The sequence below is a fragment of the Aliidiomarina celeris genome, from assembly GCF_003316875.1.
Lineage (GTDB): Bacteria > Pseudomonadota > Gammaproteobacteria > Enterobacterales > Alteromonadaceae > Aliidiomarina > Aliidiomarina celeris.
The window spans coordinates 518939-531502 of the sequence record NZ_QMIL01000002.1 but is presented as its reverse complement, the minus strand read 5'-3'; the positions used below and the strand labels follow the sequence as shown (position 1 = coordinate 531502).

Below are 12564 nucleotides of genomic sequence, written 5' to 3'. Positions count from 1 at the left end.
GAAAAGCCGCAATATTTACAAGGTAATTACTGGAATTCCGTCGAGATAAAGCTCCTGTCATCCTGAGCTTTTTCTAATATTTTTCGACTTTCTTGCAGGCTCGACTGAGTGAAGTCGCCAAACCAGTCCTTCACACGGTTAAATTCGTCGATAAACCCTTGTTTATCGCCTTTTTGTAATTGCGCACAGGCAATACCAAGCTGCTCTTGGAACCGTTGCAACACGGCAATGCTCTCGGGGTTGTCGTAAATAATATCCGCATACAATTCGGGCGACTGTGCAAACAGGCGGCCCACCATAGCAAGCTCCAAACGATAAATTGGCGACGACAGTCGGTTCAACGTTGCCAGCGGTGGATTTTCAGCGGCTAAATGCGAGCCATAAACGAACGACGAAAAGTGCCGCATAACCTGAATAAAGGTCATGGCATGGTCATGCGCTTGGGCCGTTTCCTCGGTGAGCACTGCGCCCCATTTTTGCAACTGCTGGAATAACCAAAGGTAATGTTCGCGGGCACGCCCATGGCATACCACAACAACCTGCTTAACAAAATTCGGAGTGTCTGGCCCAAACATGGGGTGGAGTCCAACAACAGGGCCGCCATGCACGCCGAGCATCGCCGCCATAGGCTGGGCCTTGGCACTCGAAATATCTGCAAGTACGCACTTGTCCGGCAATTTAGGAAGCCGCTGAATCACTTCAATAGTTCTGTTCAATGGAACTGCAATCAACACCAATGCCGCATTTGCTAATAGTGTATCCGCGTCCGCCCAATCCGCATGCTCTAATACCTTAACGGAGTAACCACTGCGCTCAAACATGCTCACAAACTGACTTCCTAAGGCGCCTCTGCCGCCAACCACTACCACGTCACCACTGCCCGTATAGGTTTGCGGGTAATGCACATGTTGGGTGCGATACGACTCCCGAATAATACGGCGCAGTACATCTTCGGCGAGTTCTGGCGGTACGCCTTTTTGCTCGGCCTCTTGCTTGCGTTTTTCGAGCAACTCCGCCTCGCGTTCAGGCATGTAAATAGGTGCTCCGGTACCTTGTTTTATGGTTCCCACTTGTTGAGTAAGGGCTAACCGACGGGCGAGCAAGTCTACCAATTCACTGTCGAGGTTATCGATTTGTTTACGTAATTCATTTAATGAGGGCACAGCAGCGGACTCCTTTTAACGAGTTCGGTTACTTTAGGGCGGTCTGCGGCGCCTGACAATAGAAACCAAGGAGAAGACCATGAAAATTGCGGTCTTTTTTTAAAACCATGTGGTTACGCTAATTCGTGTCGAAGTTGATCAATAGACCTCTCTGTGCTGAAAGAGCAGGCAATAAAAAACCCGGCAGAGCCGGGTTTTTGCACAAATCGTTGCATGCAAATTGCATTTGCAAAAACGAATTAACGCTTTGAGAACTGTGGACGCTTACGCGCTTTGTGTAGACCCACTTTCTTACGCTCAACTTTACGCGCGTCACGAGTAACATAACCCGCTTTACGTAAGTCGCTGCGAAGCGCTTCGTCGTACTGCATAAGGGCACGAGTAATACCGTGACGGATAGCACCCGCCTGACCCGTAGTACCGCCACCTTTTACAGTTACGTGCATGTCGAACTTCTCAGTCATTTCTAACAACTCGAGTGGTTGACGAACAACCATACGTGCTGTTTCACGACCGAAGTATTCTTCTAAAGTCCGGTTGTTGATCTTGATCGCACCGCTACCCGCGCGCAGGAAAACCCGCGCTGTAGAGCTTTTGCGACGACCTGTACCGTAGTATTGAGTATCTGCCATAGTCATCTGCTCCATTAAATATCAAGGGTTTGAGGTTGCTGTGCCGCGTGGCTGTGCTCTGCGCCCGCATAAACTTTAAGTTTACGGAACATTGCACGTCCTAGAGGACCACGAGGTAGCATGCCTTTAACGGCCGCTTCAATAATCATTTCCGGCTTTTTCGCCTGTAGCTTTTCAAAGCTAATAGACTTCAAACCACCCGGGTATCCACTGTGCGCGTGATACATTTTGTCTTTCGCTTTATTACCAGTAACGGTAATTTTTTCTGCGTTAATTACAATAATGTAATCGCCAGTGTCTACGTGTGGAGTGTATTCGGCCTTATGCTTACCGCGCAGGCGGCGAGCGATTTCCGTAGATAAACGACCTAAAGTTTTACCTTCAGCGTCTACCACATACCAGTCGCGTTTTACGGTTTCCGGTTTTGCTACAAAAGTTTTCATGTTAATTACCCAGAATTCATGAATATATGCCAAGGCTGCTCCGGGCTTCCCCGCGAGTATGCCATTCATTGTTCCCTCGGCGATTTCGCCTGCTGTGTTGGGAAAAACACAGGGGAGTAACGTGGGCTGCGCGGATTATACAGAAAGGATCGGTGAAGATCGACCCCTTTATTTACGCTTTATGCGCACGCGCTAAATACTCACGTGACTGCATTTCTTCGAGCCGACTCAAGCAGCGTTTATATTCAAAACTCAAGCGCCCGCCGGCATATAGCTCGGCGAGTGGCGCCTCGCCAGACATAATCAGTTTCACTCGACGCTCATAAAACTCGTCCACTAACGCAATAAACCGCCGCGCGGTGTCGTCAGTGTCTTGGTTCATTACCTTCACGTTACTAATCAGCACTGCGTGGTACATCATAGCTATTTCAATATAGTCGTTCTGGCTTCGTGGTCCTTCGCAAATGTGCTTGAAGTCGAACAACACCACGTCATCAGCTTCGAGCCGAGCGGGAATAGTGCGGCCGTTAATTTCTAGCGCGGCGTTTTCACTGTGCGCACTACCGTCGGGGGCGAGCTCATAAAAATACTGCAACAAATTTTCGTCGGCTTGTTGGTCGAGCGGAAAATGATAGATCTCAGCTTTCTCGAGGGTGCGTAAACGGTAGTCAATGCCACTGTCTACATTCACAATCTCACAGTGCTTTTTGATGAGTTCGATGGCCGGCATAAAACGGGCCCGTTGCAGGCCATTCTTATACAAGTCATCGGGCACTATGTTCGACGTGGCAACGAGCACTACACCTCGCTGAAAGAGCGCTTCCATGAGCGTACCTAAAATCATGGCGTCGGCAATATCTTGCACAAAGAACTCGTCGAAACAAATAACCTTGGCTTCTTTTGCCAATTTACTTGCAATGGTTTGCAATGGGTCGGACTGCCCTTTCAACGACTTTAGCTCTTGGTGCACTCGATGCATAAAGCGATGAAAATGTACCCGCCACTTACGCTCAAACGGTAAAGCACTGTAAAAGGTGTCTACCAGATAGGTTTTTCCGCGGCCTACGCCACCCCAAAAGTAAAGCCCTTTAATACGGCTTGGTTGCGGTCCTCGCTTTAACAAGCTTTTTAACTTGCGTTTGACACCACGCTTTTGCCGTGCTGCTACAAGTTCATCGAATAAGCGTTGTAAATGCTGAACTGCTTGCGCCTGCGCCGAGTCGTGGCTAAACCCATTCACTTCGAGGTCGTGTTGATACCGTTGCCAAGGGGTGTTCCCTGTCGCTTCGTGCTGCGTTGGACTACTCATGAACCTAATACGCCTTAATGATTAAAATCGCATACCGAACTGTTGCGCAATTATGGGCACTTTTGGTGCTCCTGCCCCGTCGCACATTCATCCTAACAAACGTGGCCAACACCGCAGGCGGGTTCCGAAGCGCTTTACACTAAAAATAACCGCACATCTGACGACTGTTTCGAAAAATACATGATACCATTATTTCAGGTTTACGAACTATCACCACAAGGAGATTCAAATGGGCTGGTTAGTCGGATTATTGTTAGCGCTGGTTGGCGGCGTCATTGGTTTTTTTGTGGGCCGTTACTGGACACTAGAGCGCAGTGGGCAAACAGATTTAGCCCAGCAACTCGAAGCGTCTAAGCAACACTTTGAAGCCTACCGCAAAGATGTTGTTGAGCATTTTACCACCGCGCGGCAACTTTCAGCGCAAGTGAATGACATCCAGACCAAACTCGGTCAATTTCTGGATGACAGCGAGCAACTTCTGCAAAGTGAAAAAGAATGGCAACAGCCACTGCCTTTCTTTTCCGAAGACACCATGAAGCAGCTGCGCCAAGCCAGTGTTTTAGGCTCTGACCGCCGCGACGCAGAAGCCGATGACGCTTCGGCACCGCCTCGCGATTACTCGGAACCGGGCAGTGGTTTATTTGTGAGCAAGAAAGATTAAATACATCTTGAAATACTTTTTTTAGAACTTATTTTCGCTTCTACAGGTCTGTACTTTTGTCTGTTTTATGAGGAGCGAATTTTTATGAAGAAGTATGTTCTCGGGTTCATGGCAGCAGCACTGATTGCGGTTGCCTCCGCGCCCGCTTCCGCACAATTTCCTTTTTTCCGTGGTAATCAAACGCCCAGCTTGGCGCCCATGCTTGAAGAGGTTACGCCGGCCGTGGTGAATATTTCCGTAGAAGGGCGCCGGGTAACCCAGCAACGTATTCCCGACGCCTTTCGGTATTTCTTTGGCCCACAAGAACAAACCCGTGAACAACCATTTCAAGGTTTAGGCTCGGGCGTGATTATCGACGCCGATGCGGGTTACGTGGTTACCAACAACCATGTTATCGACGACGCGACCAATATTACGGTAACGCTGAAAGACGGCCGCACATTCAAAGCAAAGGTTCTGGGCGTGGATCCAGAGTCGGACATTGCGCTACTGCAGCTTGAAGACCCCGAAAATCTCACCGAAATTGAAATCGGCAACTCCGATACGCTGCGAGTTGGCGACTTTGTGGTTGCAATCGGTAATCCTTTTGGCTTGGGGCAAACGGTAACGTCTGGCATTGTTTCGGCGCTCGGCCGCGGCGGTTTTGGTATGGACCGGTTAGAGAACTTTATTCAAACCGACGCAGCAATTAACCGCGGCAATTCGGGCGGCGCTTTAGTTGATCTTGAAGGTCGTTTAATCGGTATCAATACGGCTATTCTTGGCTCCAGCGGGAACATTGGCATTGGTTTCGCTATTCCCTCAACCATGATGAAAAGCTTAGTAGACCAAATTCTAGAGTTCGGAGAAGTGCGCCGCGGTGTTCTCGGTGTGCGCGGCCGTAATCTCGATCAACAACTTGCCGAAGCACTTGGCCTTAACCGTACGCAAGGAGCATGGGTAAGCGAAGTAATTGAAGACGGCTCAGCTGATCAAGCTGGCATTCAGGCCGGTGACGTGATTGTGAGTATAAACGACACGCCTGTGAGCTCATTTAATGAACTTGCCGCGAAAGTAGCTACTGCCGGTGCCGGTAGCGAAGTTCGTTTAGGTGTTATTCGCGAAGGCCGTACCTTAAACATTACCGTTGAGCTAAGTGAACAAGAAGCGGCGGTAACTGCGGCCACCATGCATCCAGCGCTGGAAGGTGCAACCTTGAGTAGTAACGACGGCAAAGGCGTGCGGGTGGGTGAGATTACCACCAATTCACCAGCAGAACGTATTGGGCTGCGTGAAGGTGATATTATTGCTGCGGTAAACAGGCAGGCGATCAGTTCTGCTGCCGACTTGCGCCGCCTCATCGACAATAGCCGTGGTGTAACGGCCCTCACTATTGTTCGCGGTAACTCTCAACTCTATTTATTGTTACCCAACTAGCCAGTTTTAAACAGGAATACTGGGAGAATCGAGAGTGGAGCCTACCTCCGCTCTCGATTCAGTGTTACCATCTTGTAATCTTATTTCCCAACACTATTGATTCTCGATGGCCCAGTATCGCTCTTCTCCACTGACACAATATTTTATTAAGCCAGTTATTTTAGGGCTCATTGTCGCCGTGATCGTGTTGGTGGCTATGCCATTGTTCGCCCCCCAGCACACGCCCACGAATCAATTATCATCCGCCCCAGTGTCGTATGCCGACGCGGTAGAGCGCGCAGCACCAGCGGTGGTCAATATCTATACCGAGCAATCGGTTCGCGATTCACGTCGCCCGTGGCAACAGCGCTCACAGGTGGTTTTAGGTTCTGGCGTTATCATGAACAGCGACGGTTACATTCTCACTGCCAATCATGTGGTTTCTTCGGTAGACGAAGTGAGAGTGGCTTTACAAGACGGGCGACTCTTTATCGCCCAGCTGGTGGGTCGCGACGAACTTACCGACTTAGCCGTGCTGCGCATCGACGCCGATAATCTGCCAGTAATACCACGGAACCTGAATTACAACCCGCGCGTTGGCGATGTCGTTTTGGCTATCGGTAATCCATATAATCTTGGCCAAACCGTGACCCAAGGCATCGTGTCGGCTACCGGAAAAACCAGTTTGGGTAGCGGTTATTCCGAGTTCGTGCAAACGGACGCTTCTATTAACGAAGGCAACTCGGGCGGCGCTTTGATCAACACCCGTGGTGAATTGGTGGGTATTAATAGCGCTCAGTATCTCGCCGAGCAGGGCTCTACCGGAATTCATTTTTCGGTTGCTTATCGCGTGGCACAGCGGGTAATGGAACAGATTATTAGCGAAGGTGTCGTAACCCGCGGGTATCTGGGCGTGGTTGCGGAGCAGAATTACCAAAGCCAATTTCAAGACACTGGTATATTTTTACGCGAAGTCGAGCGCGGCGGCCCTGCAGACAAAGCAGGATTGAGAGCAGGCGATTTCATTTATCGAATTAATGGCACTGACATTGCCACGGTTGGGCAAGGGCTCGACCTTGTTGCCGACACGCCACCCGGAGTGACACTCACAATCGACTTTATTCGCAATAATCAGCGCCTCAGTACAGAAGCGCTCATCGAGCCTTGGCGCCCTGAACGCTAAGTTCAGCGCGCCACCGAGCTCATTTACATTTCTACGCGCTGAATATCCGCACCTAAAGCACGCAGCTTCTCTTCTATTTTTTCGTAACCACGATCAATATGGTAAATACGCTCCACTTCTGTGCTTCCATTTGCCACCAACCCCGCAATAACCAACGACGCAGACGCGCGTAAATCGGTACACATAACCTGTGCGCCGGTGAGTTGTGCGGCACCACGGCAAATTGCGGTATTTCCTTCTAAATCGATTTCTGCTCCCATGCGTTTGAGCTCAGGAACATGCATAAAACGGTTCTCGAAAATAGTTTCGCGCACCCAGCCGGTACCCTCAGCGATTGCATTCAGCGCCGTAAATTGCGCCTGCATATCCGTTGGAAACGCAGGGTGAGGTGCGGTAACAATATTGACCGACTTCGGTTTACCCTTGCTGAGCAACTCAATAGTGTCTGCGCTACGACGAATTTCAGCTCCAGCTTCGGTGAGCTTCTTCAATACTGCGTCGAGCAAGCTTGGATCCGTGTGCGTACAGCGCACATGACCTTGTGTGGCTAACGCTGCCACTAAGAAAGTGCCGGTTTCAATACGGTCCGGCATCACACGATATTCACCACCATGTAACCGCTTCACGCCTTGAATACGAATGGTGTCGGTACCCGCGCCACGAATATCAGCCCCTAACGTATTTAAAAAATTCGCCAGATCAACAACCTCTGGTTCACGCGCAGCGTTCTCAATAATTGTTTCGCCCTGCGCTAAAGTGGCGGCGGCCATTAAGTTCTCGGTGCCGGTTACGCTTACCGTGTCCATGAGAATAAGTGCGCCTTTAAGGCCATTGGGCGCTTTAGCTTTAATGTAACCTTGGTCGACCACAATTTCCGCGCCCATTTGCCGTAACCCTTCAATGTGAAGGTTTACTGGCCGCGCACCTATAGCACAACCACCAGGCAACGACACTTCCGCCTGCTTGCATTTTGCCAACAAAGGCCCTAACACCAGCACCGAAGCGCGCATGGTTTTAACCAGTTCATAAGGCGCTACATGGCCATGATGGGCTGGCGGTTGAATCACGTAACTGCTGTGGCCGTTACGCTCATGCGGAATTCCGAGCTTAGCCAGTAGCTTCAATGAGGTTTCCACGTCTTGCAGGCGCGGAACGTTATGAATGGTTACGGCTTCATCAGCCAAGAGTGCTGCAAGTAGAATGGGTAAGGCGGCATTTTTTGCGCCGGAAATACGAACGTCACCCTGCAGCGGGTGACCTCCTTTAATTACAAATTTTTGCATGGTTTTTACACTAACTTGGCATGTTGAGCGCTTTTTCACGGCGCCAGCGGTCGGGAGTAAAGGCTTTTATCGACACAGCGTGAATGCTGCCGTCTTGTATTTTTTCATTCAGCGGCGCATACACAAATTGCTGCTGCTTCACTCGGCTCATTTCCGCGAACTGTTCGCTTACCGCAATCACTTGGTAGTGAGAGCCTTCTGCTTTCACGTGCACTTCGTCGAGTTGCAACGCGTCTTTCAATAACTTTTCTATCTCGTTGGGTTGCATTGCCGTTCCTGTTCTAATGTTCGACTCAAATAATGTAAAGTGATGGCAGTACTCTTTCGCTCTAGCTTAACGAAAGTAAGTCAGTTACGCCACTCACCTCCGCGAAGGCGCGAAGTTGTTCGTTAGTATTCTGTAAGGCTAAATCGCGACCCTGTTCCTGCAACTCCGCTTTCAATTGAATTAGCATAGCAAGCCCTGCCGAATCGACACTTTTCAAACCCGCCAAGTTCAGTTGCAAATTACCTGAACTGCCGTACCAATTCGACCGTGTTTGCCACGCTTGAGGCACAGTTTCTCGGTTGAGCGCGCCTTGCACTTCAACACTATCGCCCGTTACGTTAAACGCTACGCGCTGCGCTGACATTACTCGTCCCCTTGGCTAAACAGAAACTGGCCAATCAAATTCTCCAGCACAATTGCCGAATTAGTATTCGGAATTTCATCGCCTTCGGCCAACATCTCTACGAAGTCGTCGATAAAACCGGGTTCTAAACCCACATACTGCTCGCCTAGCAAGCCAGAAGTTAAAATAGAAGCCGTGCTGGTTTCTGGAAAGGCGTTGTAACGCGTGCTAATTTGCATCTCAACCATCGGCTCGTAGTATTCACCTTCCAATGAAATACGAGATACACGGCCTACTACCACCCCGCCAACCTTTACCGGCGACCGCACCTTTAAGCCACCAATGTTGTCGAACTTGGCGACCAGCGTGTAAGTTTCACCACGCGTCGAGTCGGAGGTATTCGCCACCTGCAACCCTAAAAATACCAATGCAGCAATGGCTGCTGCCACAAAAACGCCTACCATGAGTTCCATCGTACGTGTGGTCATAAATCACCCAAACATTATAGCGGTTAAAACAAAGTCCAAGCCAAGCACAGCAAGTGAGCTGTACACCACAGTTTGCGTTGTGGCGGCACTAATTCCCGGCGACGTTGGGGCGGCCGTGTAACCCTTGTAAAGTGCAATCCACGTTACAACAACAGCAAATACTAAGCTTTTAATAAAGCCATTGATAATGTCTTGTTGCCATTCAACATTCGACTGCATGACTGACCAGAATGCGCCGTCGTCGACACCTAGCCACTGCACACCCACCATGAAGCCCCCGTAAATACCTACGGCGCTAAACATAAAGGCAAGCAACGGCATGGTAATTACGCCCGCCCAGAAACGCGGCGCAACCACGCGGCGCAGCGGGTCTACCGCCATCATTTCCAAACTCGACAACTGTTCAGTGGCGCGCATTAAGCCTATTTCGGCAGTTAATGCAGAGCCAGCTCGGCCAGCGAACAGCAGCGCGGTAACCACAGGCCCAAGCTCGCGTAATAACGACAGTGCCACCATAGGCCCAAGGGCCTGCTCAGCACCAAAGTCGACCAAAATGGTATATCCCTGTAACCCCAATACCATGCCGATAAATAGCCCTGAAATCAGGATAATGAGCATCGACTGAACGCCCACCACATAGAGCTGACGAACTAACAGTGGGAACATTTTTAACGGCTGCGGCTTGCCCACTAAGGCCTGAAATAACATGATCGAGGCAGCGCCTACACCCCGAATGTTTTCCAGTGTGGCATGCCCTAACCGTTGCAGCATGGCGATCATGAGCTGCCTCCTTGTTTCTGTGGCGCATTTTCATGCCCCAGTAAATCTTCGTGGTAGGTTTTCGCCGCATAGTGAAATGGCACCGGGCCGTCAGCTGCACCACTGAGAAACTGTTGCACTAAGGCAGAGTCATGATTTTGTAAAGCTTCTGGGCTGCCCTGCGCCACCACTTTTTTGTTCGCCATAATAACCACATGGTCGGCAATCGACATGACTTCGTGAATATCATGGGAAACCACAATACTGGTGAGCCCTAGCGTTTTGTTCAACTCTTTAATAAGCGTAACCAACACCCCCATAGAAATGGGGTCTTGGCCGGCGAAGGGTTCGTCGTACATAATTAATTCAGGGTCAAGCGCAATCGAACGTGCCAACGCCGCACGGCGTGCCATACCACCTGAAAGTTCTGCCGGCATAAGCTGCCCTGCACCACGCAACCCCACAGCTTCCAGCTTCATTTTTACCACGGTTTGTAAAATAGACTCCGGTAACTTTGTGTGTTCGCGTAGTGGGAATGCAACGTTTTCAAACACGGTGAGCTCCGAAAACAAGGCCCCGCTTTGAAACAACATACTCATACGCTTGCGTGTTTCATACAGGTCGCTGCGGCCTAAAGTGGCAACTTCAACCTTGTCGAACAACACCTGCCCGCGATGCGCTTTCAATTGGCCACCGATTAACCGTAACAACGTGGTTTTTCCGCAGCCACTCGGCCCCATAATACCGGTGACTTTGCCGCGCGGAACCTCGAGTGAAACCCCTTCATAAATCTTGGTTTCACCTCGGTTGAAATACACGTCTTTTACTTCGACTATATTTTCCACAATACCTCACTCACCCTTTTTGCTGTGCGCGATTGTACCCTAAAAGCACGGTGAACATCACCTGATCCCGCTAACCAAATACACTATTGTCGGTACTGTCGGTTGGGGTTGAAATAAGCTCGATTAAAAACTGCGCAAGTGCGTCGTCATTTTCCGACTCGTTATTGTCGAAACCAAACTGGCGGCACAAGCGCTGGCCAATGACCGCAAACCAAGCTACACGAGCCTGAATGGGCCCTACACTACTTTGATCAAATAAACGAAAGAGTTCGCTCTGTTTTTCGGAAATTACCTGCATGAGCTGTGGGTTGGTTGCCACCGCAGCAATAATGGCACTGTCAACTGCCAGCTTGCCTTGTTTATTGTGTGCCAGCTCCGCTTTAATGAGCGCCTTTATTTCTTCGTCGGTCCCGCTCTTTTCACCCAGCATAAGCGCTTTCATTTCTTGTCGGCGCTGTGAATAGCGCTCAAGCATAGCCACCACAAGCGCGTCTTTGCTTTCAAAGTGATACAACAAACCGCCCTTACTAATCCCGGTCGCTTGCGTAAGCGCGTCGAAGGTTAAATGTGCCGCTCCGCGTTCATGAACAAGCTGTTCGGCAGACTCTAAAATAAATTCGCGTTTGCTCGGCCGACCGCCTCTTGCTTTTGCCATGTCTACTGCTCTCCTATTTATGCAAAACACCCAATAAAAACCGTCTAGTTGGTATATTAATGAAATTGACGCAAAAATGTAACTAGAAAATGTCCCCAGTTCCACGTTATACGCATTGAAGTGGTATACTGGCTCAAAATTTCGAATTTCCTTTAGGTAATCGCAACCATGACAGACCCGAACTTTTTAACTCAGGCGAAGCGTGTTTTAGATATCGAACGTGAGGCCATTAACGGTTTATACGACAGTATCGACGAACGGTTCGGTCAGGCATGTGCGTTAATGTTGCGTTGCAGTGGCCGTGTTGTCGTTACAGGCATGGGTAAGTCGGGCCATATTGGCGGTAAAATTGCAGCCACCTTGGCCAGTACCGGCACTCCAGCATTTTTTGTGCACCCCGGCGAGGCCAGCCATGGTGACCTTGGCATGATCACCAAACAAGACGTGGTCTTAGCGATATCCAATAGCGGCGAAACCAGCGAAATAGTCAGTATTATTCCGGTACTCAAGCGGTTAAACGTACCCTTAATTGCCATGACAGGCCGCCCAGACTCCACCCTTGCCACACTTGCCGATGTACACATTAATGTAGCCGTGAAAGAAGAAGCGTGTCCGCTTGGCTTAGCACCAACCGCCAGCACTACCGCCACCTTGGTTATGGGCGACGCCTTAGCTGTGTCGCTCTTGCATGCGCGTGGGTTTACCGCCGACGATTTCGCGCTATCGCACCCAGGTGGAAGCTTAGGTAAGCGGCTACTCCTGCGGGTTGCAGACATTATGCACGCCGGCGAACGCGTGCCACGCGTGCAAGGCAAAGCCATTATTTCCGAAGCCTTGCTCGAAATGTCACGCAAAGGCTTAGGTATGACAACCATTGTCGACTCGAACAATAATTTGCTGGGCATTTTTACCGACGGCGACTTACGCCGAATTTTAGATCAACGGGTCGACGTACACAGCGTTACCATTGATCAGGTAATGACCGCCCGTTGCACCACGGCACATCCCGACATGTTGGCTGCTGAAGCACTACAACTTATGGAGTCGCGTAAAATTAACGGCCTCATTGTGGTGGCAGATCAACAGCCTATTGGGGCATTTAATATGCACGATTTATTACAAGCCGGAGTGATATAA

At 50.0% G+C, this 12564-nt stretch carries 15 protein-coding genes; 4 read left to right on the top strand and 11 right to left on the bottom strand.

Features of this window, described 5'->3' with window-relative positions; all coding sequences use genetic code 11:
• Window positions 1–26: 26 nt before the first annotated feature.
• The 4 genes from tyrA to zapE form a co-directional block, all read right to left on the bottom strand.
• The gene (tyrA, locus tag DQW12_RS06730) at window positions 27–1163 is read right to left on the bottom strand and encodes a bifunctional chorismate mutase/prephenate dehydrogenase (protein WP_113907065.1); all 1137 of its coding nucleotides are present in this window, start codon (window positions 1161–1163) and stop codon (window positions 27–29) included.
• Between the two features lie 239 nt (window positions 1164–1402).
• The gene (gene rpsI, locus DQW12_RS06725) at window positions 1403–1795 is read right to left on the bottom strand and encodes a 30S ribosomal protein S9 (RefSeq protein ID WP_113907064.1); all 393 of its coding nucleotides are present in this window, start codon (window positions 1793–1795) and stop codon (window positions 1403–1405) included.
• Window positions 1796–1809: 14 nt separating this feature from the next.
• Complete coding sequence (gene rplM / locus DQW12_RS06720) at window positions 1810–2238, bottom strand: 50S ribosomal protein L13 (RefSeq protein WP_113907242.1); 429 nt, start codon at window positions 2236–2238, stop codon at window positions 1810–1812.
• A gap of 172 nt (window positions 2239–2410) precedes the next feature.
• Window positions 2411–3547, bottom strand: coding sequence for a cell division protein ZapE (zapE, locus tag DQW12_RS06715; protein ID WP_113907063.1), 1137 nt, complete (start codon window positions 3545–3547; stop codon window positions 2411–2413).
• Window positions 3548–3776: 229 nt separating this feature from the next.
• Here zapE and DQW12_RS06710 point away from each other — a divergent pair, with 229 nt between their 5' ends.
• From DQW12_RS06710 to DQW12_RS06700, 3 genes are all read left to right on the top strand, one after another.
• Complete coding sequence (locus DQW12_RS06710; RefSeq protein ID WP_113907062.1) at window positions 3777–4208, top strand: Z-ring associated ZapG family protein; 432 nt, start codon at window positions 3777–3779, stop codon at window positions 4206–4208.
• A gap of 84 nt (window positions 4209–4292) precedes the next feature.
• Window positions 4293–5624, top strand: coding sequence for a DegQ family serine endoprotease (locus tag DQW12_RS06705; RefSeq protein WP_113907061.1), 1332 nt, complete (start codon window positions 4293–4295; stop codon window positions 5622–5624).
• 106 nt (window positions 5625–5730) lie between these two features.
• Window positions 5731–6786: a trypsin-like peptidase domain-containing protein gene (locus DQW12_RS06700; protein WP_113907060.1), complete on the top strand. Its 1056-nt coding sequence runs from the start codon at window positions 5731–5733 to the stop codon at window positions 6784–6786.
• 23 nt (window positions 6787–6809) lie between these two features.
• On the opposite strand, the gene murA is transcribed toward DQW12_RS06700, so the two are convergent.
• From murA to DQW12_RS06665, 7 genes are all read right to left on the bottom strand, one after another.
• Window positions 6810–8069, bottom strand: a complete 1260-nt coding sequence (murA, locus tag DQW12_RS06695; protein ID WP_113907059.1) for a UDP-N-acetylglucosamine 1-carboxyvinyltransferase — start codon at window positions 8067–8069, stop codon at window positions 6810–6812.
• A gap of 10 nt (window positions 8070–8079) precedes the next feature.
• The gene (locus DQW12_RS06690; protein WP_113907058.1) at window positions 8080–8337 is read right to left on the bottom strand and encodes a BolA family protein; all 258 of its coding nucleotides are present in this window, start codon (window positions 8335–8337) and stop codon (window positions 8080–8082) included.
• A 61-nt stretch (window positions 8338–8398) separates the two neighbouring features.
• Entirely contained in the window at window positions 8399–8701 is a 303-nt protein-coding gene (locus DQW12_RS06685; RefSeq protein WP_113907057.1) for an STAS domain-containing protein, read from the bottom strand.
• A complete protein-coding gene (gene mlaD / locus DQW12_RS06680) occupies window positions 8701–9168 on the bottom strand; it encodes an outer membrane lipid asymmetry maintenance protein MlaD (RefSeq protein WP_113907056.1) in 468 nt (155 codons plus the stop codon). Before mlaD ends, DQW12_RS06685 begins: the two co-directional genes overlap by 1 nt.
• Window positions 9169–9171: 3 nt before the next feature.
• The gene (gene mlaE, locus DQW12_RS06675) at window positions 9172–9939 is read right to left on the bottom strand and encodes a lipid asymmetry maintenance ABC transporter permease subunit MlaE (protein ID WP_370444358.1); all 768 of its coding nucleotides are present in this window, start codon (window positions 9937–9939) and stop codon (window positions 9172–9174) included.
• A 5-nt stretch (window positions 9940–9944) separates the two neighbouring features.
• Window positions 9945–10775 (bottom strand): ATP-binding cassette domain-containing protein, encoded by an 831-nt coding sequence (locus tag DQW12_RS06670; RefSeq protein ID WP_113907054.1) that lies wholly within the window; start codon window positions 10773–10775, stop codon window positions 9945–9947.
• Window positions 10776–10842: 67 nt separating this feature from the next.
• Window positions 10843–11427, bottom strand: a complete 585-nt coding sequence (locus tag DQW12_RS06665; protein WP_113907053.1) for a TetR/AcrR family transcriptional regulator — start codon at window positions 11425–11427, stop codon at window positions 10843–10845.
• Between the two features lie 168 nt (window positions 11428–11595).
• Here DQW12_RS06665 and DQW12_RS06660 point away from each other — a divergent pair, with 168 nt between their 5' ends.
• The gene (locus DQW12_RS06660) at window positions 11596–12564 is read left to right on the top strand and encodes a KpsF/GutQ family sugar-phosphate isomerase (protein ID WP_113907052.1); all 969 of its coding nucleotides are present in this window, start codon (window positions 11596–11598) and stop codon (window positions 12562–12564) included.